This is a genomic window from Shimia sp. FJ5 (genome assembly GCF_032918335.1).
In the GTDB taxonomy this organism is placed as follows: Bacteria; Pseudomonadota; Alphaproteobacteria; order Rhodobacterales; family Rhodobacteraceae; genus Shimia; species Shimia aestuarii_A.
This window is the reverse complement of sequence record NZ_JAWJUV010000001.1, coordinates 506,944-532,022: the sequence shown is the minus strand read 5'-3', so window position 1 is coordinate 532,022 and position 25,079 is coordinate 506,944. Positions and strand designations below refer to the sequence as shown.

Below are 25,079 nucleotides of genomic sequence, written 5' to 3'. Positions count from 1 at the left end.
GCCGGAGACGCTCATGAGCCGCCCCAATATTCTCATCATCATGGTGGACCAACTCAACGGAACTCTGTTCCCCGATGGCCCCGCCGACTGGCTCCATGCACCGAACCTGAAGGCTCTTGCGGCACGCTCGACCCGTTTCGCCAATGCCTACACCGCCTCGCCGCTCTGCGCGCCGGGCCGGGCGAGCTTTATGTCGGGCCAACTGCCCTCTGGCACCCGCGTCTACGACAACGCGGCCGAGTTCGCCTCGTCGATCCCGACATACGCCCACCACCTGCGCCGCGCGGGCTACCAGACCTGCCTCTCGGGCAAGATGCATTTCGTCGGCGCCGACCAACTGCACGGCTTCGAGGAACGCCTGACCACCGATGTCTACCCGCCCGATTTCGGCTGGACGCCCGACTATCGCAAACCCGGCGAGCGCATCGACTGGTGGTTTCACAACATGGGCTCGGTCACCGGCGCAGGCGTCGCCGAGATCACCAACCAGCTCGAATACGACGACGAGGTCGCCTATCACGCGACCCGCAAAGTCTATGATCTCGCGCGCGGCGGCGATGACCGTCCGTGGTGCCTCACCGTCTCCTTCACCCACCCGCATGACCCCTATGTGGCACGGCGTAAATATTGGGATCTCTACGAGGATTGCGAGCACCTTTTGCCCACCGTCCCGGCGATGGACTACGAGGATCAGGACAACCATTCCAAGCGCATCTTCGACGCCAATGACTGGCGCAGCTTCAACATCACCGAAGACAATATCCGCCGCTCACGCCGCGCCTATTTCGCCAATATCTCCTATCTCGACGACAAGATCGGCGACATCCTCACCGCGCTCGAGACCACCCGACAGGACAAGGACACGGTCGTGCTCTTCGTGTCCGATCACGGCGACATGCTCGGCGAGCGCGGTCTCTGGTTCAAGATGTCCTTCTTCGAAGGCTCCGCCCGCGTCCCCGTCATGGTCTCGGCCCCCGATATGGCACCGGGCCGCGTCGACACACCGGTGAGCAATATCGACATCTGTCCGACGGTCTGTGACCTCGCAGGTGTCAGCATGGAAGAGGTCATGCCTTGGACCACCGGCGAAAGCCTCGTGCCACTCGGTCAAGGCCAGAGCCGCACAAGCCCCGTCGCCATGGAATACGCCGCCGAAGCGTCCTATGCGCCGATGGTGGCGTTGCGGGCGGGCAAATGGAAATACACCCGCTGCACCCTCGACCCGGAACAGCTTTTCGATCTAGAGGCCGATCCGCATGAGCTGACCAACCTCGCAAACGATCCGGCCCATGCCGAGACGCTGGCCGAGTTCCGAGCCGAGGCCGATGCGCGCTGGGATCTCGATCGGTTCGACGGCGACGTCCGCGAAAGTCAGGCCCGGCGCTGGGTCGTCTATGAGGCGTTGCGCAATGGCGCCTATTACCCATGGGATTACCAGCCGCTGCAGAAAGCCTCGGATCGCTACATGCGCAACCACATGGATCTCAACGTGCTGGAAGAAAACCAACGCTTCCCGCGCGGCGAATAGCGACGCCCGTCCAGATTTCATTTTCAATTGGGGGGCCAGCCCCCCAAACCCCCCGGGATATTTACGGCAAGAGGAAGACAGGGGCGCATTCCCGGCTTCTTCTCTGGTGAAATACTCCCGCCGGAGGCATGAAATCTATGCGATGCCGGATCAGGCGAGCACAAGTTTCGCCGCAATCGCCCACATGGTCAGCCCGACCAGCACGTCGAGCACCTGCCACGCCCGCGCGCTGGTGAACAGAGGCCGCAAGAGCCGCGCGCCAAACCCGAGCGAGAAGAAAAAGAAAAAGCTCGAGAGCACCGCACCCGCGCCGAAAGCAAGCGCCGGGTCATATTGCGCCGAGATACCGCCGAGGAGGACCACCGTGTCGAGATAGACATGCGGGTTGGCCCATGTGAGCGTCAGGCAGGTCAAGAGTGCCGCAGCGAGCGGCACACGTTCGCGCCCCTCAGTCGCCAATGCCTCACCACCGCGCCACGCGGCACGAAAGCTCATCACGCCATAGACCACGAGGAATGCCGCGCCACCCCAGCGCGCGATCTCGACCGCCGCTGGGAAACGCTCGACGAGGACACCGAAGCCCGCCACGCCCGCCACGATCAGCACCGCATCCGAAAGCGCACAAGTCAGCACCACGGGCAACACATGCTCGCCGCGCAACCCCTGTCGCAGAACGAAGGCGTTCTGTGCGCCGATGGCAAGGATCAGCGAAAACCCGAGCGCGAACCCGGCAATGGCAGCTTGCAACATGATGTGACCCCTCCCTGGTGCCGCGCGCGGTTTCGAGACAGACGCGATACCGACGCAATACCGACGTGATACAGACCCCCGTTTCCGAGGCCAACCCAAGAAAAAACGGCGCCCCGCAGGACGCCGCCTCAACACCTGTCAAAGATGGATCAGAGCTGATCCATGACCTCGTCGGAGGCTTCGAAATTGGTCGTGACGCGCTGCACGTCGTCGTCATCCTCAAGCGCGTCAATGAGCTTCATCAGCTTCTGCATGCTCTCAAGGTCCATCTCGGTCGTGGTGGTCGGACGCCAGACGAGCTTGGTCGACTCGGATTCGCCAAGCTCCGCCTCGAGCGCGTTCGACACTTCGTTGAGATCGGTGTCGGCGCACCAGATGACATGGCCGTCCTCGCTCGATTCCACATCTTCCGCACCGGCCTCGATCGCTGCCATCATGACAGTGTCTGCATCGCCAACAGAGGCCGGATACGACACCTCGCCCTTGCGTTCGAACATGAACCCGACCGAGCCCGTTTCGCCGAGGTTGCCGCCGTTCTTGGAGAAGGTCGAGCGCACCGTCGAGGCGGTCCGGTTGCGGTTGTCGGTCATCGCCTCAACGATCACCGCGACGCCGTTCGGGCCATAGCCCTCATAGCGGATTTCTTCGTAATCGTCGCCTTCCCCGGCGGTCGACTTCTTGATCGCGCGTTCGATCACGTCCTTGGGCACCGATTGCGTCTTGGCTTCTTTAACCGCGAGGCGCAGGCGCGGGTTCTTCTCGGGATCGGGGTCGCCCATCTTGGCGGCGACGGTGATCTCCTTGGAAAGTTTAGAGAAAAGTTTCGACCGCGCGGCGTCCTGACGTCCTTTGCGGTGCTGGATATTTGCCCATTTACTATGGCCGGCCATATCTACGCGTGCCCTGTTTGTTGCTAAATCTGGCTCCCTATAGCGCAACCGCGGGCAGGCCTGCAAGCTGAGCGGAGACACGCCTTTTTCCCCGCAAGCACCGCTTGCCATCGCGGCGTGGCTGCGTTTGGGTAGGGCAACGCGTGAAAGGCAGACCATGACCCAAGACCAGATTATCCTGTTCTCTCTCTTCGGCGCAGTGTTCGCCCTGCTTCTGTGGGGGCGTTTTCGCTATGACCTCGTGGCGTTCACGGCGCTCATGGTGGGGGTCGTGGCGGGCGTTGTGAAGGTCGATGATGCCTTTAGCGGGTTTGGCCATCCGGCAACGCTCGTGGTGGCGCTCGTGCTCGTGGTCTCGGCCGGGCTGATGCGCTCCGGAGCGGTCTTTCTCATCACCCGCACCTTGGTCGATAGCTCGCGCAAGCTTGGCAGCCACATCGCCCTCATGGGCGGGATCGGCGCGGTGCTTTCGGCCTTCATGAACAACGTGGCGGCGCTTGCCCTGCTGATGCCGGTCGATGTGCAAACCGCACGCAAGGCCGGGCGCAGCCCCGCGCTGTCGCTGATGCCGCTCTCCTTCGCAACGATCCTTGGCGGCATGGCAACGCTCATCGGCACGCCCCCCAACATCATCATCGCGACGATCCGCGAGGAATCCCTTGGCGCCCCCTACCGTATGTTCGATTTCGCCCCTGTGGGTGGCATCACGGCGCTGGCTGGCCTGATCTTCGTGGCCCTGATCGGCTGGCGCCTGATCCCTGCGCGCGAGGACGCAGGCAAGAAGGTTTCCGATCTGGATCAATACCTTGCCGAACTAACTGTGCCCGAAGAAAGCAAGCTGATCGGCAAACGCCTTGGCGAACTTCAGGGACAGGCCGACGATTCCGATGTCGCTCTGATCGGCCTCATGCGGGACGACAAGCGCCGCTATGGCGCCGCACGCAATACCGTGCTCGAGGCGGGCGATGCGATCCTGATCGAGGCAACACCGGATGCGCTCGACGAATTCCGTGCCGCGCTCGACCTCGACTTTGCAGATTCCAAACGCGAGGAACATCTCAAGGCGGCTGGCGAAGGACTTGATATGGTCGAATTGGTGGTGCCGGAAACCGCGCGCATCAATGGCAAGACCGCACAGAGCCTTGGTCTTGCCTGGCGTCAGGGCGCGGTGCTCTTGGGGATTTCCCGCGAAGGTCGCCGCATCCGAAGCCGCATCCGCAAAACGGAGGTCCGACCCGGTGATATTCTTTTGCTTCTGGTGCCCAAGTCGCGCGGTGCGGACATTACGGAATGGCTCGGCTGTCTGCCGCTCGCCAATCGCGGCTATGCGGTGACCAACAATCGCAAGGTCTGGCTCGCGATTGGCCTCTTTGGGGCGGCCGTTCTGGCGGCCTCGATCGGCCTTGTGTACCTGCCTATCGCGCTTGGCCTCGTGGTTATTGCCTATGTGCTGTCGGGCATTTTGCCGGTCACGGAAATATATGATCAGATCGAATGGCCCGTGGTGGTCCTGCTCGGGTCGATGATCCCGCTCGGCGCGGCGCTCGAAGATGCGGGCGGCACCGAGTTGATCGCCGGTTCCCTTGTGACGATCACCGAAGGCATGCCGACCTGGGCCGTGCTAACGCTTCTGATGATGGTGACGATGACGCTCTCGGATGTGCTCAACAACACCGCGACGACCATTGTCGCCGCCCCCGTGGGTATCCAAATGGCGCAATCGCTCGACGTCTCGGCCGATCCGTTCCTGATGGCTGTCGCCGTTGCTGCCTCTTCGGCCTTCCTGACCCCGATCGGGCACAAGAACAACACGCTGATCCTTGGTCCTGGCGGTTATCGCTTTGGCGATTACTGGCGCATGGGCTTGCCGCTCGAAATCCTCGTGGTCGCGGTTTCGGTGCCCGCGATCCTCGTCTTCTGGCCGCTCTAGGACACTAGATCTACGTGCCGCGCCCCGCCATTAGGCGCGCCATATCGAGCATGCGACAGGAAAACCCCCATTCGTTGTCATACCAGCCAAAGACCCGCAAAAGCCCGCCGACCGACACTGACGTCTCGCGCCCCGACAGGATGAGCGACTCGGGTCGCGCGCGCAGGTCGGTCGAGACCAGCGGTTTCTCGGTCCAGCCCAAGACACCGCCGTGCGCCACTTCGCCCTTGAGGAGCGTATTGACCCCCTCCACCGTGGTTTCGACCTCGGTCTGGATCGTGAGATCAATCGCCGAGACGGACGCCGTCGGCACCCGGATCGCCCGCGCAAGAACCCGCCCGGCAAGATCGGGCAGCACCGCGTCGATCAACCGCCCGGCGCTTGTCGTGGTCGGCACCATCGAAAGCGCTGCCGCCCGGCTTCGGGCCAATCCGCCACCGCGGGGTTTGTCAACGGTTGGCTGGCTCCCGGTATAGCAATGCACTGTGGTCATGTGGCCGCTGATGAGACCATAGGAAGCATCCAGAACCTTCAGAAGCGGCGCAAGCGCGTTGGTGGTGCAGGATGCATTGGAGACGATCCGGTGATCCCCAAGTTCCGCCTCGTTCGCGCCCATGACGAGGGTCACGTCCGCCTCATCCGACGGCCCGGAAATCAACACCGCGCCCGCCCCGGCGGCCAGCCCGCGTTCAGCCACAGCGCGCGACCCGGCCATGCCGGTGCATTCGAGCACCACATCCACGTCGCCCAAGTTCAGCTCGGACAAATCCCGCACGCCATGAAACGGGATCGCTTTGCCATCGAGGATCAACCGCCCTGCCGCGGTCTCGACCGTGCCACCGTAGGGGCCAAAAACGCTATCGTATTCAAAAAGATAGGCGCAGGTCTCGAGCGGCTCGATATCGTTGATGCCGACGATCTCGATATCGCCGTATCCGCCTTGTCCGAGGATGCGCAGAAGGGTCCGGCCAATCCGGCCAAACCCGTTGAGAAATACTGTCGTGCGATGCTCGCCCATGCGCGTCTCCCCTGATTGCCCCTGTTTCACAAGGTTTACAGCCCGAGGACAAGCGCGTTTTCGTGATGCCCACCATCACGCAGCATGGATCACAGTGGCATATGCCGGTTCACGTCCTTGTAGAGGAGGTAGCGGAACTTGCCTGGTCCCCCCGCATAGCAGGCCTGCGGGCAGAAGGCGCGCAACCACATGTAATCGCCCGCCTCGACCTCGACCCAATCCTGATTGAGCCGATAGACCGCCTTGCCCTCAAGAACATAAAGCCCGTGCTCCATGACATGAGTTTCGGCAAAGGGGATGACCGCGCCCGGCTCGAAGGTGACGATATTGACATGCATGTCGTGACGCAGGTCATCCGGCTCGACAAATCGCGTCGTCGCCCACTTGCCCTCGGTATCGGGCATGGCGTTGGGCGCGACCTCGGTCTCGTTGGTGACAAAGGCCTCCGGCGCATCAAGCCCATCGACCGCCTCATAGGCTTTGCGCACCCAATGAAAGCGCGCCGGTTCTGTGCCCTCATTGCCAAGCGTCCAGTCACTCCCGGCAGGGATGTAGGCATAGCCGCCCGGCGCCATCTCGTGACGCGTGCCCTCGATCGTGAGGACCACCTCACCCTCGACTACGAATAGCACCGCTTGCGCCTCGGGATCGGTCTCGGGCCGCGTGCTGCCCCCGCCCGGAAGCACCTCGGCGATATAGTGCGAGAACGTCTCGGCAAAACCCGACAAGGGCCGCGCCAAGACCCAGAAGCGCGAGTCGGTCCAGAACGGGAGCTGCGAGGTCACGATATCGCTCATCGTTCCGCGCGGGATGACCGCATAGGCTTCGGTGAACATGGCGCGATCGGTCAAAAGCTGGGTCTGGGGCGGCAATCCCCCTTTGGGCGCGTAATATTGGGTCATCTGTGTGGTCTCCATCGGCTTACCCCATCATGGCGCGTCGGATCGCCCCGGTCCAATCCGATCCGTGGGTTTGCACCATGAAACATTCGTTGGAATTATTTGAAAATCACGGCTCAAGCGGCTCGATAAGCTCTGGCCCGCTGGCGCGGTTGGAATTGACCGCCCGGTCCACCTGATGAAAGGACAAGAGGTCCTCGGGCGGTGCGCTCATCAAAGGCGCCGCTCCATGCCCCGCTTCACCAAGCCAAAGCGCCCAGTCCTCATGCCCGATCACCACCGGCATCCGATGGTGAATGCGGGCCATATTGCGGTTCGCCCCTGTGGTCACGATGGCGCATGTTTCCAGACGCCCATCTGGCCCGTCCCAGTCCTGCCATATCCCCGCAAGCGCCAACGGCCCTTCCGCATGGATATACCATGGCCAGCGCACGCCCTCGCCATCCTTGGTCCATTCATAGAAGCCGCTCACCGGGATCAGGCAACGCCGCGCCCGACAGGCGGCTCGGAACGCAGGTTTGGTCGCGATGGTCTCGGCCCGGGCATTGATCAGAAGCGGGCCATCGTCCACCGCCTTGTACCAGGTCGGCACAAATCCCCAGCGCATCCCCAGAAGCTGTCGCCCCCCCTCAGCCGCGCGCACCACATGAACCCGCGTCGTCGGGCAAACATTGAAATTCGGGATATCCGGCAGGTCATTGGCCGGGGCAGCGTCAAAAAGGCGCGCCATGGCATCATTGGGCAAGGTGATTGCAAATCTTCCACACATGTATACACCCTACCACCGGGCCACGCTTGGCTCATGCGGAAAATCGCCCTTCGCAAAAAGGATCAGACCCGAAAATGGCAGTCACCGTTCAACAGCACGCCCAGAAAATCATGGGTCTTATGAACAGCGGTAGTTTCAAGGCTGCGGCCAAGGCGGCCAAAGGGGCGATGAAAGCCTTCCCGCACGAAGCCAATTTCGTCAACCTCGCCGCCTCCGCCATGGCCCAGAGCGGTGATGGGCGCGCGGCGATCACGATGTTCTCCAAGGCGCTCAAGATGCGCCCCGGCGATGTCGAGATACAGAATAACCTGATCCAGGCGCTGATCCAGACCGGCCAGCACGTCAAGGCACAGGAATTGATCGCCAAGCTCTTGCCCAAACGCGCCGATCCGAGCGCGCTTTGGTTCTTCAAGGGGGCGTCACTCTCCCAGAGCGGCGACTCCAAGGGCGCGATTGCGGCGCTGACCAAGGCGATCGAGGCCAACCCGAAACATGCGATGGCCTATAACCTGCGCGGCATTGCCCATGCGACCGAGAACGATGAGCAAAGCGCCATCGCCGATTTCCGCCGCGCGCACGAGTTGAACCCGCGCGATCCCGACCCGCTTGCCAATATCGGTCTGCCTTTGGCGCGCACGGGGGATCCCGACGCCGCGCTTGCAGCGGTCGAAAAGGCGCTCGCGATCAATCCCAACCATGTCAATGCACTGCACCGTCAGGCGATCCTGCTGGCCGAGGAAGGCCGGATCGAAGACGCGATTGCCGCCTATACCTACCTGCTGACCATTGATCCGCTGCACGCCGAAGGCTACGCGGAACTCGCGGCGATGCAATCGCGCGAAGAAAACCGCGCCCTTTTGCCGGACATCCTGACAGCGCAAAAGAAGCTGCCGCCGAGATCGCCCTTTCAGGCCGACCTCAACCGCGCAGTCGGCAATATCCACTTTCAACTCGGCGACTACGGCAAGGCCGCCACGGCTCTGGCCCGGTTCAACGACTGGAACGCCAAGCTGCGCCCCTATGACAGCGGGGCTGAGGCCGCCGAATGTGACCGAATTCTCGCCGCCTTCCCGCTGGGCGCGCCGCTGCCGGCCGGTGGAGACCGCGACACGCCGACCCCCATCTTCGTGCTCGGCCAGCCTCGCTCGGGCACCACGCTGAGCGAGATGATCCTGACCGCACATCCGCAGGTGCAATCCTGTGGTGAGTTGGACATGGCACGCCGACTCGTGGCCGCGCTTGAAGAAAACGGCGAGGCCTTTGACCCCGCCGCCTTTGCCGCCGGGTTCCGGGCCGACATGCCGCCGGTTGCGGCACAGGCACGTGCCTTCGTCGACAAAATGCCGCTCAACTATCGCTATATCGGCTATCTCCTCGCCGCCTTCCCCGAGGCGCCGATCCTCCATATTGCCCGCGATCCCCGCGATGTCGCGCTCTCCATGTGGCGGAGTTACTTCCCCGCCGGAGGCATGGCCTTTACCTTTGACCAACGCGCCATGGCCAAGAGCGCCAATACCTACCGCCGCTACATGGCCCATTGGGAGGCGCTCGCGCCCGACCGCATCCTGACGCTCGACTATGGCGAGATCGTCTCCGACCTGCCTGCCGCCGCCCGGCGCATGGCCGATTTCTGCGGCCTCGACTGGCATGACGCCATGGCCGCCCCCGAAAAGAACACCGCTGCCGTGCGCACCGCCTCTGTGGTGCAGGTGCGCCAAGGCGTACACAAGCGCTCGCTCGGCGGCTGGCGCCGCATGGAAGACGCGCTTGGCCCCTTCCTGAATGAACTCGACCCGGCCCTTTGGCCGGACCTGACGTGAGAGACCCCAAATGACCCCGCAACAGATCGCAGATAAACTCGCCCAACAGCTACAGACCGGACAGTTCAACGCCGCCGCGAAGCTCGCCAAATCCGCGCATAAGCAATTCCCGCGCGAGCCGCATTTCGCCAATGTCGCGGGCACGGCACTGGCCAACTGCGACAAGGGCCGCGAGGCGCTGCCTTATTTCGTCAAGGCGGTGCAGCTCATGCCCGACCACGAAGAATACCAAAACAACCTCGTGCACGCGTATATCGTCGCCAATCAGCACGACAAAGCGCGCGAGCTTGGCGAACGCTACGCAGCACAACGCAAAAACCCGCTCAAGGTTTATGAACTGCTGTTGTTCTCTGCCAACCTGCGAAGCCAGCGAGACCGGATCATCGACATCGCAACCCGCGCCCTTGATCTGCTCGACGGGCCGGCACGGCTTGGCTTTCTCCTGCCCCGTGCCACGGCCTATGAAGAACTTGGCGCGGCGAAAGAGGCCGAGGCCGATCTCGAGGAAGCCCGCAGCCTCGATCCCGAGAACCCCGCCGTCATCGACACCACCGCGAATTTCTATCTCTCGCAATTCCGCCCGGAAGAGGCGCTCGCACTTGTCGAAACGGCCCTCGAGAAACAGAATGACCTCCCGGCGCTCTACATCACGCAGGCCGCAGCCCTGACCGCTGTCGGCCGTATCGACGATGCCCGCACCGCGCTCTACAAGACGCTGGATCTTGCGCCAAACCACCGTGGCGCCCTGACCCAGCTGGCCGAGATCGAGACCCCCGAGGCCCTTCCCGAACTGCGCGAGAAAATCCGCAAGGCGCTGCAATCGACGCCGCGCGGCTTGAACGAATGGTGCCGCCTGATGATGTCGCTTGGAGAAATCGACTTCCGGCTCAAGAATTACTCCGCCGCCGGCAAGTCCTTCGCCAAGGCCCGCGAAGAGCTGGCCTATCTGTTCAAATGGCACCCGGAAAACAGCGAAGGGAACTTCAAGCGCGTGATCGATGCGACGCCGAAAGGCCCGGCGATCCTACGTCCCGAAGCGGCGAAATCGCCGCGCCCGCTCTTCGTCGTGGGCCAACCGCGCTCGGGCACGACCCTGACCGAGATGGTGCTTGCGGCCCATCCGGACGTGGCAAGCTGTGGCGAACTTGGTGCCGCAACAAAAGCCGCTCAGACGTTCCTCAAGGACGACGCGCCAGAATTTGATCCGGCCCGTTTCGAGGAAACCTACCGCGCCAACCTGCCGCCGCATGCGGCTGGCCATGTTGCGCTCGCCGACAAGATGCCGGGCAACTACCGCTATGTCGGGATGATCCTGCACGGCATCCCCGGCGCCCGCATTATCCATCTCGAACGCGATCCGCGCGACGTGGCGCTTTCGATGTGGCGCAAAGTCTTCAAGGCCGAGGGCATGCGCTACACCAACGATCTGGCCCATATGGCGATCGAAGCGAACTTCTACCGCCGCTTCATGAACCACTGGAAGGCGGAGTTCCCCGATCAGTTCTTGACCATCACCTATGACGGTCTCGTCGGGGATATCGAAGGCACGAGCCGCGCCATGGCTGAATACTGCGGCCTTGAATGGTGCGAGGCGATGATGGAGCCGCAAAAAACCAAATCCACCGTGCGGACCGCCTCGGTCACGCAGGTCCGTGAGGGCGTGCACAAACGCTCTGTCGGCGGCTGGCGCCGCATGGAGGACGCGCTCAAACCTTTCGTCGAAGGGCTCGACCCGGCGCTTTGGCCCGAGCTTGATCTCGAACAGGACTAAACGATGAAAGGGGGCGGCACAGACCGCCCCTTAGCGTTTGTATTCCTTGCGCGCGATCTCGATGCGCGCCTCGGTCATCGACATGTCCTTGAGGATATCCTGTCGCCGCGCCCGGTCGTCGGTCTCGCGCAACTCCTCGCGCAAGCGACTCAACTCGCGCGAAAGCGAGACGAATTCCGGCACCCCACCCGCTTCTTTCACCAACCGATTCAAAAGCGCGTTCTCCGGATCATCCTCCTTCGGCAACGGCTTCCCCGCCCCTTCAAGGTTCTCGAACGCGCCATCGGCCTCCGCCTCGCGGATTTTCTGGTTGATCAGATCAATGAGCGGGTGATCCAAAACGCCGGTCCTTTCCTGCCCAAGTCTTGCTGCAAAGGCCTTAATGTCAAGCCGATGCTTGACCTCGCGCAAGCGCGGGTGCATGTCAACGCCATGCTGATTTTCAAGATTTTCCGTGAACAGGAATGGGCCGACCTGCGCGCCTCAGGCAAGACACAAGGCGCGCCTGTCGATATCGCCGACGGGTTCGTCCATTTCTCCACTGCCGAGCAGGTTGAAGAAACCGCCGCCAAGCATTTCGCAGGCGAGGACGGCCTCTTTCTCCTCGGTCTCGAGACCGACAGGCTCGGGGATGCGCTCAAATGGGAACCCTCGCGCGGTGGCGCGCTCTTTCCCCATCTCTATCGCGACCTGACGCTCGAGGACGTGGCTTGGGCCCAACCCCTGCCGCTCGAGAACGGCACGCATCAATTCCCAGCGGGGCTTGGCACATGACCTTCCTTGAGAAACTGGGCCTGCGCGCCCTGCACTGCATCGATCCCGAGACAGGCCATGGCCTCGCCATCAAGGCGCTTCAGACCGGCCTCGCCCCCGCGCCCGGCACGCTCACCACGCCGCGCCTCGCCACAACTTTGGCCGGAATCGACCTGCCAAACCCCATCGGTCTCGCCGCCGGGTTCGACAAGAACGCCACCGCGCTCGACGGGCTTGCAAAGTCGGGCTTCGGCTTTGTCGAAGTCGGTGCCGCGACACCCCGACCCCAGCCGGGCAACCCCAAACCGCGCCTGTTCCGTCTCTCCGAGGATCGCGGCGTCATCAATCGCTTCGGCTTTAACAATGACGGTATGGAGGCCATCGCCACCCGTCTCGCGAAGCGGCCCAAGGGCGCCGTGATCGGCCTCAACCTCGGCGCCAATAAGGACAGCGCCGACCGCGCCAGCGACTTTGCCAAGGTGCTCGCCACCTGCGGTGCCCATCTCGATTTCGCGACGGTCAACGTCTCGTCTCCCAACACCGAGAAGCTCCGCGATCTTCAGGGTAAGGCCGCCCTCTCTGCGCTCCTTGCGGGTGTCATGGAGACTCGCGACGCGCTCGCGCACCCGATCCCTGTCTTTCTGAAGATCGCCCCCGATCTCTCCGAGTCCGAGCTCGCCGAGATCGCCGAGGTCGCGCTCGAGGCCAAGCTGGACGCGGTGATCGCCACCAATACGACGCTCGACCGCACCGCGCTCGTCTCGCGCCACAAGGGAGAGACAGGTGGTCTCTCTGGCGCGCCGCTTTTCACAAAATCAACCCGCGTCCTCGCCCGCCTCTCCGCCCTGACCGAAGGCAAGCTGCCCCTCGTCGGCGTCGGCGGAATTTGCAATGCACAGGACGCCTATGACAAAATCTGCGCCGGGGCCTCTGTGGTCCAACTCTATAGCGCGCTGGTCTATCACGGCATGTCTCTCGTTGGCGAGATCGCCGAGGGCCTCGACGCACTTCTTGAACGCGATGGTTTCGCCAACGTGGCTGAGGCCGTCGGCTCCAAACGGGAGGCTTGGCTATGATCACGATCTGGCACAATCCGCGCTGCTCCAAATCGCGCGAGACCCTTGCCCTGATCGAGGACAAGGGCGATGTCTCGGTGCGCAAATACCTCGAGGAAGCGCCGAGCGAGGCGGAAATCCGCGAGGCGCTCGCCCTCCTTGGCCTGAAGCCGATCGACATGATGCGCCCGCGCGAAACCGCCTTCCGCGATATGGGACTGTCCAAGACCGATCCCGACGACATGCTCATCGCCGCCATGGTGCAAGAGCCGAAACTGATCGAACGCCCGATTGTCTTTGCAAATGGCAAGGCGGCGCTTGGCCGTCCGCCTGAGGCCGTGCTCGATCTATTCTAACTCGCTCGGCAACGGCACCAGCTTGGGATCACGGAACCGCTGCAACCGCCGCGCCGCGTCCATGGCGAATTTCTGCACGATCTTCTTGCGCCGCGCCGGGGCAAGTTTGTCCTCCGGCGCCATGCGCACGATCTCTGCATCATAGGCATCCGCCATGATAAGCCCCGTTTCCTCGGGCAAAAGATCGGTCGGAAAGTCCGTATCCACAGCCCAGAAATAGCGGTCACACCACTCAAGATACCCCTGCCACTTGCTGTCGCTCTGGAAATCCGCCCGGCTCGATTTGCACTCGACGATCCACAACTCGCCCTTCGGCCCAAGCGCCATTACGTCAACCCGCAACCCCCGCACCGGCACGAACTCCTCGACCGCGGCAAAGCCATGGCCGCGCAGGTGGCGCGAGACGCCACGCGCAAGAAGCTGTCCGGGTTGCAGGATCTCTGTCATGGCCTCACCGTGAACAATCCATGAACAAAATTCAAGTCCTTCCGCACTGCGCCCCCTTGTCGTTGCCTCAACAAAGGACTACCTGTGCCAAAGGCGGGTTCTGCCCTTCTCGTGATACGGTAGCATTCCGGTGGCCTTAAGCAATTCCGAGGGAGCTGGCTCTGTTCAGGTCCTGGCCTGATTACCTGGCGCCCACCTGTATAAACAGGTCCTCGGGAATGAGATAACCACACGGCTGCGTTTGCGGGCCCGCCGCTTTCCTCTCTTGCCCTGCTCCGCTAGGCTCGGGGCAAAGACCAAAGGAGCTATCCCATGTTTGCGCGCGACGCCCTGTCCTACGAAGCCGTCCCCCTGCCCAACCGAAGCGATATGAGCGACGCCGAGATGCTTGCCGCGGCCACTGCCTATTTCGAGGCGATGAAGACCCGCCACACCGTGCGTGACTTCACAGACCGGCCTGTGCCGCGCGACGTGATCGACACCTGCATCCGGACCGCAGGGCGCGCCCCGTCTGGCGCCAATCATCAGCCATGGCACTTCGTCGCCATTGCCAACCCGGCGCTGAAATCCCGCATCCGCGCCGAGGCCGAGGAAGAAGAACGCCGCTTTTATGATGGCGGCGCCCCCGACGAATGGATCAAGGCGCTTGAACCAATTGGGACCAATGCCGACAAACCCCACCTCGAGATCGCGCCCTGGCTCATCGTGATCTTCGCCCAGAGATATGGCACCTTCGATGACGGCACCCGCTACAAGAACTACTACGTGCCCGAAAGCGTTGGCATTGCCACGGGCTTCCTGATCTCCGCCCTGCATCAAGCCGGCCTGTCTGTCCTGACACATACGCCAAATCCGATGAAGTTCCTTAACGGCGCCCTCGCGCGTCCTGATGCCGAGAAGCCCGTGATGATCCTCGCCGTCGGACACCCTGCCGAAGACGCGGCCATCCCCTCGGTCGCCAAGATCAAGAAACCGCTCGATCAGATCCTGACAGTCTACGAATAGCGAAAAAGGCAGGTGCCCATGGCACCTGCCTTTCCTGAAAAACCTGTCACGCGCTTACTTGCGCTTTGACGACGCCTCGACCGGCACGGGGACAAGCCGCGCGGGCATCACCGGGAGGTCATCCCGCTTGCCGCCTCCGGGCGTGTCGTCTTGTGCCATGCGCATGATCGAAATCGCGAACTGCACCCCGGCAAAGACGATACCGTTGAACATAAAGAGCATCACTACGGCCACGAGACCGCCCGACGTGCCCGACACGAGATGCCAGAGGTTGCCGACGTTGAAATAGAGCAGAAGCCCGACGAAAATCGCCGAGAGGCCAAAACCGGCAAGCACCTGCGTAATATACAAACGGATCAATTTGGGCATGAGAGACTCTCCCTTCTTCTCATAGAAGCTATGCCGTTTCTCGAATATGGCAAGGAGAATCCCACCAAAGCGACATTTTGGGCCAATCTTTGCGTTGCGAGGGGCGGATTTCTTGCATCTCCCCGCACCCGCCCCCTAGGCTCTGCCCAAAAGAGGAGCAGAGACATGCCGGACGCCCGCGCCACCGCCCACCAAACCGCCAGAGACACCGTTGCCGCCCGGATGCCCGAGCTGTCACGCTGGACCCGCGATATCTGGGAGTTTGGCGAGACCGCTTGGCGCGAATACAAAAGCGCGGCCTATTACGTCGACCTCCTGCGCCGCGAGGGCTTTACCGTTGAGGAAGGCTCGGCAGGCATGCCAACCGCTTTCTGCGCCACATGGGAAAACGGCGACGGGCCGACCATCGGCGGCTACGCGGAATATGACGGCATCCCCGGCAATTGCCAGGCGGCAGAACCCCGCAAGATGCCCCGCCCCGGTCTCGGGCCCCATGCGGGCGGCCATACCGATCCCCATTCCGCCCTTGGCATGGGGGCGCTTGGTGGTTTCCTCGCCACCAAGGCCGCGATGCAGGCCCATGACATCCCCGGACGGCTCAAGTTCTTTGGCGAACCCGCCGAGAAAGTGCGCGGTTCCAAGCCGATTCACGCCGCCGCCGGATATTATGATGATCTCGACGCCGCCCTGTCGTTCCATCCCTTCTACATGGCCCCGCTCTGCAACACCGTGCGCTGGGATACCCATTGCGGCGTCGGCTATGGCGTCATCTACGAATTCACCTGCGAGGAACCTGAGACATGGATGGCAGGCAGCGATGCCTCTCCCATTCCGGCAAGCCACGCCACCGCCCGCGCCCCCGGCGCAACGGACGCCATGGTGCAGATGTATCAATCCGCCAAAGCCTTGCGCGAACACATCATGGCGCCGGGGCAAAGCTGGTCGATGAACGAAACCATCCTCAGTCACGGACAGGCCACCGCCGACAATATCCCGGCCCAGATCGCCGAGATTATGTATTTCATCCGCATTTCCGAAGTCTCGGAGGCCGAGCATATCATCCGTGGCCTCGATCACTTCGCCGAGGCCGCTGCCCGGCTTTGTCATTGCTCTTGGCGTCGCCGTTGGGTCGCCAAGTCGCGTCCCGGCCTGCCCAACCACGCGCTCGCCGCCGCTACCTATGCCAATCTTGAAACGGTCGGCGCGCCGCGATGGGGCGCGGAGGCCCGCAGCTTCGCCCGCACGATCCAGACCGAGCTTGGCCTTGAGGCGATGGAGGATCCCTTTCTGCCGATGATCTCCGAGCTGATGCCCCCCAAGGAGGCCGAAGCCGCCCTGCGCGACATCCTCCCGCCCTCGCAGCGCCATTTCACCTCCGATGACTATACCGAATATTGCTGGCACGCGCCGACCGTGCGGCTCTATATCGGTCGCCCCGCCCTTTCCGCGCCTGAAGGCTACGCCTATCCCGCATGGGCGATGAACGCGATGGGGGGACATGGGCCTTGCATAGACCCGATGATGGAGATAGCGGCACAGGTGCTCGCCCTGACGGCGCTTGATTGCCTCACCAATCCGGCACTTCTCGAAGAAGCTCAGGCCGAGTTCAAAGCCCGCACCGGTGGCGGAATCGGCGGCACTGACTGGCTCGCCCCGCTCTGCGACTACGCCCCACCCCTCAACGCCCGCTGGCCGGAATACATCACGACCGCACGCGGCGAAGATTGGGTCATCCCGACCCGTGATTAGACTGTTCTAGAGCGTTCTGTATGGGCAAGGTCTTCTAGAAGACTTTGCCTTTCTCAGAAGTCTTCCGGCTTCGCTTCGCGCGCCATGTGGTCGAGGACGGCATTGACGAATTGCCGCTCCTTGCCACCGGGATAGAACGCCTCGGCAAGCGCCACATACTCCGCGATCACAACCTTGGCCGGCGCGTCCCCATGCGTGACTTCGGCCCCCGCCGCCCGAAACAACGCGCGCAGCGTCGAGTCGATCCGCGCGATCGGCCATTTCGCCACAAGCGCCCGGTCCGTCATCTGGTCGATCTGCGCCTGATAGTTCACCGCATCCTCAAGCGTGCGCGTGAACAGGTCCACATCGCCCTCGAGCATATCGTACTCATCGAACTGTTCGCCAAAGCGATGGTCCAGAAATTCAAGGCGGACCTTGTCCACGGTCTGCCCGCGAAGCTCCATCTGGTAGAGCGCCTGCACGGCATAGAGCCGGGCCGCGGATTTCATCTTGCGTTTCTGGTTGCCGGAAAGGGTCATGCGGTCGGGTTGTCCTTGAGTTCACCAGCGATCTTGAATTCCTCGGAGGCCGGCATGAATCCGACGCCCTTGCGCTGGCCGCCCCACTTACGCGTGAGCGCGATAAGATGCAAGGCCGCCGCAGCCGCCCCACCGCCCTTATTCTGATCTTTCGGATCGGCGCGCACTTCGGCCTGTGTGCGGTTCTCGACCGTGAGGATTCCATTGCCGATGCAAAGCCCCTGAAGCCCCAAAAGCTGGATCGCCCGGCTCGAATCGTTGCAGACCGTCTCGTAATGCGTCGTCTCGCCACGAATGACACAGCCAAGCGCCACGTACCCGTCGAAATTGCTCATCCGTTCGGCAATCCCGATCGCCGTCGGAATCTCAAGCGCACCGGGTACTTCGACAACCTCGTAAGTCCCGCCCGCCGCCTCGATCTCGGCCGTGGCACCTGCGAGCATGTTGTCGGCGATATCCTTGTAATAGGGAGAGATCACGATCGCGAGTTTGACTGGTTTGTCAAACTCCGGGCGGGGAAGGATATAGTGCTTTTCTGCGCCGGCCATGGGCTCACTCCTTGGAAATCGGGCGGGTGCCCACAATGGACAGCCCGTAGGCGTCGATACCGAGATATTGCGTCCGGGGCGAGTCGGTCAGAAGGACCAAATCGCTCATCCCCAGCGACGACAGGATCTGCGAGCCAAGTCCGGTGTGCTTGACGATCCGGGGGCGGTCATCCTCTTCGCCGAAATCGAGCTTGGGATGCGGTTCGCGGAACAATAGCACCGCACCGCGCCCTTCCTCGGCCACGATCTCCATCGCGCGGGAAAACTCGTCGCGCGGCTTTGCCCCGATGCCGAGCACATCCTGCAATTCATTGAGCGCATGGGTCCGCACCAAGACCGGCTCCGGCGTCGTTACATCGCCCTTGATAAGCGCAATATGTTCGATGCCGTGGATCACGTCGGTAAAGACCCGCATCTCCCAATCACCGCCAACATCCGCGGTCACTGTCTCGCGTCGCGTCTCGCGCACGAGGTTGTCGTGCTGGTGACGATAGGCGATCAGGTCTGAAATCGTGCCGATCTTGAGTCCGTGCACCTTGGCGAACGCCACGAGCTCTGGCAGGCGCGACATGGTGCCATCGTCATTCATAATCTCGCAAATGACCGCCGACGGGTTCAGCCCCGCCAGCCGCGAAATGTCGACCGACGCCTCCGTGTGCCCGGCCCGCACCAACACCCCGCCATTGCGCGCGCGCAGCGGAAAGACGTGCCCCGGTGTCGCGATCGCCGCCATGGTGTTCTGCTCGTTGATCGCGGTGGCCACGGTCAGCGCCCGGTCCCCCGCCGAAATCCCTGTGGTCACGCCCTCTCGCGCCTCGATGGAGACGGTAAAGGCGGTTTCCATCCGGCTCGAATTGTTGACCGCCATCATCGGCAGGCCAAGCCGCTCAATCCGCTCGGCCGTCATCGGCAAACAGATCAGCCCCCGCCCATGCGTCGCCATAAAGTTGATCGCATCCGCATCTGCAAACTCCGCCGGGATGATGAGATCACCCTCATTCTCGCGGTCCTCGTGGTCGACAAGGATATACATGCGGCCCTGCCGCGCATCCTCGATGATCTCCTCAATCGGGCTGATCGCATCGCGCAGCGATTCTTCCACGGGGCCGGGTGTCTCGAATGTCATGGGCTCTCTCTCGTCTACTCAAGCGCGGAAATACCGCAAGCAAGCCCCCTTGGCCAGAGGCGCAACCGGCATGGCCGGGCCGAACCCGACATTTGAGATGCACAATTGTCGCCCCTCGCCCACGGCGGAACATTCTACTTGGACCAATCCCGGCTCTGACCGCGGCCGTTCCCTACCTCAAGCGAGGTCATCCGCAATCCGCGTTACTGCGTAATCTAGGAACGCGCGGAGTTTCTGCGGCACCATCGCGCGCGGTTCATAGAGAAGATGTACCGGCCAGGGTTCCGGTTCAAAGCCTTGCAAGAGCGGCACCAACCTCCCCGCCTTGATCGCATCAGCCGCCTGATAGGAGAGAACCCGCGTGACCCCAAGACCGCGCACCGCGGCATCAATCGCCGCCTCCGCCGTATTCACCACAAGGCGGGAATGCACCGGCACGATGATCTCTTCGCGCCCCGCACCAAAACGCCAATCCTGTGGCGACATCAGGTTCTGAAATGTGATCGCGTCATGCTGTGCAAGATCGTGTGGCGTCTCGGGCGTGCCGCGTTCTGCAAGATAGGCTGGGCTTGCACAGACGATGCGGCAAATCTCGCCCACCTTGCGCGCGATCAAATCACTATCGGGCAAGGGTCCGATGCGCACCGCAAGATCAAGATGCTCTTCACGCAAGTTGACCGGACGATCCGTCAGCTCCAGACGAATATCGACCTCTCGAAACATCCGCAGGAAAGCCGTAACCGTGGGTAAGACATGCAACCTTCCAAAGACGACCGGCGCCGTCATCGTAAGCATCCCACGTGGCATCTTGAATTCACCTGACGCATTGCGCTCGGCCTCGGCCACGTCCTCAAGAATGCGTCGACAAGCGGCGAGATAGGTCTGGCCCGTATCCGTCAACGAAAGACCACGCGGCGACCGCAGCAACAGCTCCGCACCAAGCGAGGTCTCTAGCTCGGCCACCCGACGGCTGACCGTGGCGATGGGCATCCGCAGTGCCCGCGCCCCGGCTGTCAGGCTGCCTGCATCCACAACTTGCGCAAAAATCGACATGGTTTCGAGTCGGTCGGTCACTGATCTTTCCAAAAAATGAGAACTATCATCCCAAATTTACCGCCTACTCCTGCTTTTTGGAACCCTCTAAGTCTCGTCTCATCGCAAGCAAAAGGAGCTTCCACATGTCCCGCATCACCTACCCTGCGACGATCACCGCCGCCCCCGAAGCGTCTCAGCCGCTGTTGCAGGCCGTCGAGACACAGCTTGGCTCGGTGCCCAACCTGTTCCGCCTCGCCTCTGTCAGCCCCGCCGCCCTCGAAGGCTACCTCGGCCTCTCCGGCGCTCTCGGCAAAGGCCGCCTCCCGGCCGCCACCCGCGAACGGGTTGCCCTCGCCGTGGCTCAGGAAAACGGCTGCAACTACTGCCTCTCGGCGCATACCTACCTCGGAAAGAACCTCGCCAAGCTCGACGACGCCGAAATCGCCGCAAACCGTCTTGGCCGTTCGAACGACGCCAAAGCCGACGCTGCCGTGCGCTTTGCCGTAAGCGTGCTGAACGCACGCGGCCGTATCGCTGACGAAGACCTGAAGGCAGTGCGCGCGGCGGGCTATGACGATGGCCAGGTGATCGAGATCGTGCAGCATGTCGCACTGAACATCTGGACCAACTACCTCAACGAACTGGCCCAGACCGAGATCGACTTCCCCGCGGTCCAAGCTGGCGATCTCGCCGCTTGACCTTGGTGTGGTGGCCGGGCTCGTCCCCCGTCCGGCCGCCCGCCTGAACGCCCCACGCCCTTGAAAGGACCACCCCATGTCCCGCCCGCCGTTGCCGCCCTTCACCGAAGACACCGCCCGCGAAAAGGTACGTCTTGCCGAGGACGGCTGGAACGCCCGCGATCCGGCCAAAGTCACGCTCGCCTATTCCGTCGACAGCCGCTGGCGGAACCGTGCCGAATTTCCCGTCGGCCGTGCCGAGATCGAAGCCTTCCTGACCCGCAAATGGACACGCGAGCTGGACTACCGCCTGATCAAGGAGCTCTGGGCCTTCTCCGACAATCGCATCGCCGTGCGCTATGCCTATGAATACCACGACGACAGCGGCCAATGGTTCCGCGCCTATGGCAACGAGAACTGGGCCTTTGCCTCCGACGGTTTGATGACCGAGCGTCATGCAAGCATCAACGAACGCCCCATTTCCGAAGACGAACGCCTGTTCCACTGGCCCCTCGGGCGTCGGCCCGACACCCATCCAGGCCTGAGCGAGCTCGGGCTCTAACAAAGGAAGGACCGTCCCATGAACCCGCATTTTCCCTGCAATGCCGAACCGATCCGGCTCTATCGCAATCCCAAGTCCGGGCATTGCCACCGGGTCGAGCTGATGATGTCACTGCTTGGCGTGCCCTATGAGACCTATGATCTCGATATGGCCAACGGTGCCCACAAGTCGCCCGCCTTCCTCCGTTTCAGCCCCTTCGGCCAAGTGCCCGCAATCAATGACAACGGCACCATTTTGGCAGATTCAAACGCCATTCTCGTGTATCTGGTGCGCAACTACCCGGACGGGCACCGCTGGCTTCCGGATACGGCGCAGCACGGCGCCGAGGTGCAACGCTGGCTTTCGGTCGCCGCAGGCGAGATCGCTTCCGGCCCGGCAATCGCCCGACTGGTGTCCGTCTTTGGTGCCAAGTTGGATCAGGAGGCAGCCCAAGCCAAGGCCCATCGCCTGCTTCGCGTCATGGAGGACACCCTCAAGACCCGTAGTTTCCTCACCGGCCGCGCCATCACCATCGCCGATATCGCCTGCTATAGCTACATCGCACACGCCCCCGAGGGCGGTGTGAGCCTGCGAGCCTACCTCGCGGTGCGCGCATGGCTCTCGCGTATCGAAGCCTTGCCGGGGTTCGTTGCCATGGAACCCTCGCGCGTCCCTGAAGACGTCGCCTGAACAAGGCCCATCACCATGACTGAGACCCCGTATGTGTTTCACGCCGGTGAGCGCGCCGTGCAGGACCGCGCAGGCATCAGCGCAGAGTGGCGCAGCCGCGCCGCCCGCGCCATCCGCCCCGAGATGCTGCCACAACACCAAGCGTTCTTTGAAAACCTGCCTCTGGTCTTTCTCGGACTGAAGGACGGGTTCGGGCGGCCTTGGGCGACGGTGCATCTCCTCCCCACCCGTGCGCGTGCCTCCGAAACAACCCTCACGCTCCCCGGCCTTCCGGTTCTCGCCGAGCAACTGGGCCTCGATCTGTGCCCCGGTGCCAAGGTGGCCACCCTTGGGCTAGAGTTCGAGACCCGACGCCGCAACCGCATGAACGGTGCCATCGCAAGCGCCACGAAAAGCGGCCTGACGGTTGCCGTCGAGCAGAGCTTTGGCAATTGCCCCAAATACATTCACCCGCGCGCGATCAACCTCCCCGCAAGATCAGGCCCAAGCGCGCTGGGAGAGCGTGTCACGCTCGACGACCCGACCACCCACGCCATCATCTCCGCCGCAGATACATTCTTCATCGCCACGAGCGGTGACGGCGGCGCCGATGTGTCCCATCGCGGCGGCACGCCCGGCGTGTTGCAGATTGGCAAAGACGGCACGCTGTCATTCCCCGACTTCGCGGGCAACCGGTTCTTCAATACGCTTGGCAATATCGAAACCACGGGCCGCGCCGGGCTCTTCATCCCCGATTTCACAACCGGAGATGCGGTGCTTCTGACCGGCCACGCCCGCATCGACTGGACGCCCGAGCGGGCCGCCCGGATCGACGGTGCCGAACGGGTCATCGATCTCCACCCCGCCGCGATCTGGCGGGTGAGCGGCGTCCTCTAGAAGGTCGCCCTCAACGCCTAAAAAATGGACATTAGTCGTAAAAGCGCGCCAAATTGCGCAGGCCGCTCGCTGCAACGCCGCATCGGCCCTTGCCGAACACATACTGGCGCGCCATTCGACCTATGATGGATACGAAACTCACAGTCGTTGTAGTCGAAGAAAACCGCGATCGCGCGATCGCGGTGGTCGATGCCTTGAAAGACAGTGTCGACTGCGACGTCTTTGTGATCTCCGAAGCCAGCGGCCTCGGGCGCAGGATCGCGGCGCACGCTCCGGATATCGTCCTGATCGACATCGACAACCCAACGCGCGATATGCTCGAGGAATTGACCCTCGCCTCTGGCCCGCTCGAGCGCCCAGTGGCGATGTTCGTTTCGGGTGCGGCTGGCGGCTTGGCACAAACCGCAATCGAGGCGGGCGTTTCGGCCTATGTCGTCGATGGTCTTTCACCGGAACGCATCAAACCCGTCATGGATACCGCAATTGCGCGGTTCCGCATGGTGCGCCAGATGCGCAGCGAACTCGCCGAGACACGGCGCGCCCTTGAAGAGCGCAAGGTGATCGACCGCGCCAAGGGCCTCCTGATGAAAGCCAAGGGCATTGACGAAGACGCCGCCTACGCGCTCTTGCGCAAGACGGCGATGGATCAAGGCCGCCGCGTGCCCGACGTAGCCGAAGCGCTGGTGACTGCATCGGGGCTTCTGGGATGAAGACGGTCAATATCTCCGTGGCCTTCATGCCCCTCGTGGATGCGGCCCCCCTGATCGTCGCACAGGAGATGGGATTCGCCGAATCCGAAGGCATATCGCTGGACCTGATCGCCGCGCCCTCCTGGTCTTCTGTGCGCGATATGCTGGCCTTCGGGCGCGTCGACGCGGCGCATTTGCTCTCGCCTGTCCCGGTGGCCATGGCTCTGGGGCTTGGCGGCGTCTCGACGCCGATCTCGGCGGTGTCGATCCTGTCGGCCAATGGCAATGTGCTCGGTGTCGGACGCGCGCTGGAAGACACGCTCCGCGCATCCGGGTACGATTTTGACTTCAAGGATCCGGTCAAGGCCGCCGCCGCTCTGGCCGCCGCACATGACGGACCGATTACCTTTGGCGTGCCTTTCCCCTTTTCCATGCATGTCGAACTCCTGCGCTATTGGGGGGCCCGCACCGCGCTTGGCGAAGATGGCATCGAGATCCGGACCGTACCGCCACCACTTATGGCCGAAGCTCTGGCCGCGGGCGATATTGACGCCTTATGCGTTGGCGAACCCTGGGGTTCGGTCGCTGTCGACCGGGGGCTTGGCGCGCTTTTGCTTCCGGGCAAGGCGATCTGGGAATTTGCGCCCGAAAAGGTGCTCGCCGTGCGTACCGATTGGGCCGAGACCGAGCCCGACCTTCTGGGACGCCTGATGCGGGCGGTCTGGCGCGCGGGCCGCTGGCTCAGCAGTCCCGAAAGCCGCAGCACCGCCGGGGAAATTCTCTCGCGCAAAGCCTATCTGGATGTGCCTGCCGAACTCATTGACCGGGCTCTGTCCGGCGAGCTCACGGTGACAAGCAGCGGCGCCCAGCGCACAGTCGACCACTTTGTCGAATTCCATACCGGCGCCGCTACCTTCCCCTGGCGTAGTCAGGCCAAGTGGATCGCCCAGCAATTGCAACAGCGCCACGGCACCAATGGCGCGGTCTCCACCTCCCAAGCTGCACATGTCTTCCGCAGCGACCTGCACCGCAGTCATCTCGCCTCGACCGGAGCCGATCTGCCCGGCGCATCCGAGAAACTCGAAGGCGCGATTCGTCATGCAACCGCTGTTGCGTCGATGAAAGGGGGCATCAGTCTCCTGCCAGACGCCTTCTTTGACGGCCAGATTTTCGACCCCAGCGAAGGCAACTGATGCTTTTTTAGGCATTTCTCGCGATCCCCCGCTCCAAAAGACCCGTTTTCCCACACGTTTCACGATCTTTGCTT

General features: G+C 62.6%; 27 protein-coding genes. 15 read left to right on the top strand and 12 right to left on the bottom strand.

Translation table 11 applies throughout. The features are described from left to right. Nucleotides 1-13 precede the first annotated feature (13 nt). Nucleotides 14-1,528 carry a choline-sulfatase gene (gene betC, locus R1W01_RS02730; protein ID WP_297757712.1) on the top strand — a complete coding sequence of 505 codons (1,515 nt, stop codon included), beginning with the start codon at nt 14-16 and terminating at the stop codon, nt 1,526-1,528. A gap of 150 nt (nt 1,529-1,678) precedes the next feature. On the opposite strand, the gene R1W01_RS02725 is transcribed toward betC, so the two are convergent. Continuing rightward, entirely contained in the window at nt 1,679-2,278 is a 600-nt protein-coding gene (locus R1W01_RS02725) for a LysE/ArgO family amino acid transporter (RefSeq protein WP_297757710.1), read from the bottom strand. Between the two features lie 149 nt (nt 2,279-2,427). After that, a complete protein-coding gene (locus R1W01_RS02720; RefSeq protein WP_243613155.1) occupies nt 2,428-3,168 on the bottom strand; it encodes a YebC/PmpR family DNA-binding transcriptional regulator in 741 nt (246 codons plus the stop codon). 157 nt (nt 3,169-3,325) lie between these two features. Between R1W01_RS02720 and R1W01_RS02715 the strand changes: the two genes are divergently transcribed. Then, nucleotides 3,326-5,098, top strand: coding sequence for an SLC13 family permease (locus R1W01_RS02715; protein ID WP_243613156.1), 1,773 nt, complete (start codon nt 3,326-3,328; stop codon nt 5,096-5,098). Between the two features lie 10 nt (nt 5,099-5,108). On the opposite strand, the gene R1W01_RS02710 is transcribed toward R1W01_RS02715, so the two are convergent. From R1W01_RS02710 to R1W01_RS02700, 3 genes are all read right to left on the bottom strand, one after another. After that, nucleotides 5,109-6,116: a type I glyceraldehyde-3-phosphate dehydrogenase gene (locus R1W01_RS02710; protein ID WP_297757706.1), complete on the bottom strand. Its 1,008-nt coding sequence runs from the start codon at nt 6,114-6,116 to the stop codon at nt 5,109-5,111. 89 nt (nt 6,117-6,205) lie between these two features. Then, on the bottom strand, nt 6,206-7,018 hold the full coding sequence (locus R1W01_RS02705; protein WP_243613158.1) for a bifunctional allantoicase/(S)-ureidoglycine aminohydrolase: 813 nt from the start codon (nt 7,016-7,018) through the stop codon (nt 6,206-6,208). Nucleotides 7,019-7,124: 106 nt separating this feature from the next. Further along, nucleotides 7,125-7,784: an SOS response-associated peptidase gene (locus tag R1W01_RS02700; protein WP_297757704.1), complete on the bottom strand. Its 660-nt coding sequence runs from the start codon at nt 7,782-7,784 to the stop codon at nt 7,125-7,127. A 74-nt stretch (nt 7,785-7,858) separates the two neighbouring features. On the opposite strand from R1W01_RS02700, the gene R1W01_RS02695 reads away from it, so the two are divergent. Together R1W01_RS02695 and R1W01_RS02690 are read left to right on the top strand one after the other, a co-directional pair. After that, the gene (locus R1W01_RS02695; protein ID WP_297757702.1) at nt 7,859-9,604 is read left to right on the top strand and encodes a tetratricopeptide repeat-containing sulfotransferase family protein; all 1,746 of its coding nucleotides are present in this window, start codon (nt 7,859-7,861) and stop codon (nt 9,602-9,604) included. A 10-nt stretch (nt 9,605-9,614) separates the two neighbouring features. Beyond that, nucleotides 9,615-11,375 (top strand): tetratricopeptide repeat-containing sulfotransferase family protein, encoded by a 1,761-nt coding sequence (locus tag R1W01_RS02690; protein WP_297757700.1) that lies wholly within the window; start codon nt 9,615-9,617, stop codon nt 11,373-11,375. A 30-nt stretch (nt 11,376-11,405) separates the two neighbouring features. On the opposite strand, the gene R1W01_RS02685 is transcribed toward R1W01_RS02690, so the two are convergent. Next, entirely contained in the window at nt 11,406-11,714 is a 309-nt protein-coding gene (locus R1W01_RS02685) for a DUF1992 domain-containing protein (RefSeq protein ID WP_297757699.1), read from the bottom strand. Nucleotides 11,715-11,807: 93 nt separating this feature from the next. Here R1W01_RS02685 and R1W01_RS02680 point away from each other — a divergent pair, with 93 nt between their 5' ends. From R1W01_RS02680 to arsC, 3 genes are read left to right on the top strand one after another with little or no spacing between them, the layout of a single operon-like run. Continuing rightward, nucleotides 11,808-12,149 carry a DUF952 domain-containing protein gene (locus R1W01_RS02680; protein WP_243613267.1) on the top strand — a complete coding sequence of 114 codons (342 nt, stop codon included), beginning with the start codon at nt 11,808-11,810 and terminating at the stop codon, nt 12,147-12,149. After that, on the top strand, nt 12,146-13,204 hold the full coding sequence (locus R1W01_RS02675; protein WP_297757697.1) for a quinone-dependent dihydroorotate dehydrogenase: 1,059 nt from the start codon (nt 12,146-12,148) through the stop codon (nt 13,202-13,204). Before R1W01_RS02680 ends, R1W01_RS02675 begins: the two co-directional genes overlap by 4 nt. Then, nucleotides 13,201-13,539 carry an arsenate reductase (glutaredoxin) gene (arsC, locus tag R1W01_RS02670; protein WP_243613164.1) on the top strand — a complete coding sequence of 113 codons (339 nt, stop codon included), beginning with the start codon at nt 13,201-13,203 and terminating at the stop codon, nt 13,537-13,539. The genes R1W01_RS02675 and arsC overlap by 4 nt, the downstream gene beginning before the upstream one ends. On the opposite strand, the gene R1W01_RS02665 is transcribed toward arsC, so the two are convergent. Next, on the bottom strand, nt 13,531-13,986 hold the full coding sequence (locus tag R1W01_RS02665) for an MmcB family DNA repair protein (RefSeq protein ID WP_297757695.1): 456 nt from the start codon (nt 13,984-13,986) through the stop codon (nt 13,531-13,533). The genes arsC and R1W01_RS02665 overlap by 9 nt on opposite strands. A 312-nt stretch (nt 13,987-14,298) precedes the next feature. On the opposite strand from R1W01_RS02665, the gene R1W01_RS02660 reads away from it, so the two are divergent. Beyond that, nucleotides 14,299-14,991, top strand: coding sequence for a nitroreductase family protein (locus R1W01_RS02660; protein ID WP_297757693.1), 693 nt, complete (start codon nt 14,299-14,301; stop codon nt 14,989-14,991). Between the two features lie 54 nt (nt 14,992-15,045). Here the strand turns inward: R1W01_RS02660 and R1W01_RS02655 are convergent, their stop codons facing one another. Then, a complete protein-coding gene (locus R1W01_RS02655; protein ID WP_243613167.1) occupies nt 15,046-15,360 on the bottom strand; it encodes a hypothetical protein in 315 nt (104 codons plus the stop codon). A 165-nt stretch (nt 15,361-15,525) separates the two neighbouring features. On the opposite strand from R1W01_RS02655, the gene R1W01_RS02650 reads away from it, so the two are divergent. Then, nucleotides 15,526-17,109 carry an amidohydrolase gene (locus R1W01_RS02650; RefSeq protein ID WP_297757691.1) on the top strand — a complete coding sequence of 528 codons (1,584 nt, stop codon included), beginning with the start codon at nt 15,526-15,528 and terminating at the stop codon, nt 17,107-17,109. A 53-nt stretch (nt 17,110-17,162) separates the two neighbouring features. On the opposite strand, the gene nusB is transcribed toward R1W01_RS02650, so the two are convergent. From nusB to R1W01_RS02630, 4 genes are all read right to left on the bottom strand, one after another. Beyond that, nucleotides 17,163-17,630, bottom strand: coding sequence for a transcription antitermination factor NusB (nusB, locus tag R1W01_RS02645; protein WP_243613169.1), 468 nt, complete (start codon nt 17,628-17,630; stop codon nt 17,163-17,165). Next, nucleotides 17,627-18,178, bottom strand: a complete 552-nt coding sequence (locus R1W01_RS02640; protein ID WP_243613170.1) for a 6,7-dimethyl-8-ribityllumazine synthase — start codon at nt 18,176-18,178, stop codon at nt 17,627-17,629. Before R1W01_RS02640 ends, nusB begins: the two co-directional genes overlap by 4 nt. Nucleotides 18,179-18,182: 4 nt before the next feature. Then, nucleotides 18,183-19,304 carry a 3,4-dihydroxy-2-butanone-4-phosphate synthase gene (gene ribB, locus R1W01_RS02635; protein ID WP_297757689.1) on the bottom strand — a complete coding sequence of 374 codons (1,122 nt, stop codon included), beginning with the start codon at nt 19,302-19,304 and terminating at the stop codon, nt 18,183-18,185. A gap of 177 nt (nt 19,305-19,481) precedes the next feature. Continuing rightward, nucleotides 19,482-20,378, bottom strand: coding sequence for a LysR family transcriptional regulator (locus R1W01_RS02630; RefSeq protein ID WP_297757687.1), 897 nt, complete (start codon nt 20,376-20,378; stop codon nt 19,482-19,484). Nucleotides 20,379-20,482: 104 nt separating this feature from the next. On the opposite strand from R1W01_RS02630, the gene R1W01_RS02625 reads away from it, so the two are divergent. The 6 genes from R1W01_RS02625 to R1W01_RS02600 all read left to right on the top strand — a co-directional run bounded on the left by R1W01_RS02625 (nt 20,483) and on the right by R1W01_RS02600 (nt 25,005). Then, nucleotides 20,483-21,037: a carboxymuconolactone decarboxylase family protein gene (locus R1W01_RS02625; RefSeq protein ID WP_243613173.1), complete on the top strand. Its 555-nt coding sequence runs from the start codon at nt 20,483-20,485 to the stop codon at nt 21,035-21,037. Nucleotides 21,038-21,113: 76 nt separating this feature from the next. Continuing rightward, on the top strand, nt 21,114-21,578 hold the full coding sequence (locus tag R1W01_RS02620; RefSeq protein WP_243613174.1) for a DUF1348 family protein: 465 nt from the start codon (nt 21,114-21,116) through the stop codon (nt 21,576-21,578). 18 nt (nt 21,579-21,596) lie between these two features. Beyond that, the gene (locus tag R1W01_RS02615; protein ID WP_243613175.1) at nt 21,597-22,247 is read left to right on the top strand and encodes a glutathione S-transferase family protein; all 651 of its coding nucleotides are present in this window, start codon (nt 21,597-21,599) and stop codon (nt 22,245-22,247) included. Nucleotides 22,248-22,262: 15 nt separating this feature from the next. Next, nucleotides 22,263-23,123 carry a pyridoxamine 5'-phosphate oxidase family protein gene (locus R1W01_RS02610; RefSeq protein WP_297757683.1) on the top strand — a complete coding sequence of 287 codons (861 nt, stop codon included), beginning with the start codon at nt 22,263-22,265 and terminating at the stop codon, nt 23,121-23,123. A 125-nt stretch (nt 23,124-23,248) separates the two neighbouring features. Next, entirely contained in the window at nt 23,249-23,833 is a 585-nt protein-coding gene (locus R1W01_RS02605) for an ANTAR domain-containing response regulator (RefSeq protein ID WP_243613177.1), read from the top strand. Then, nucleotides 23,830-25,005, top strand: coding sequence for an ABC transporter substrate-binding protein (locus R1W01_RS02600; protein WP_297757681.1), 1,176 nt, complete (start codon nt 23,830-23,832; stop codon nt 25,003-25,005). The genes R1W01_RS02605 and R1W01_RS02600 overlap by 4 nt, the downstream gene beginning before the upstream one ends. Nucleotides 25,006-25,079 lie beyond the last annotated feature (74 nt).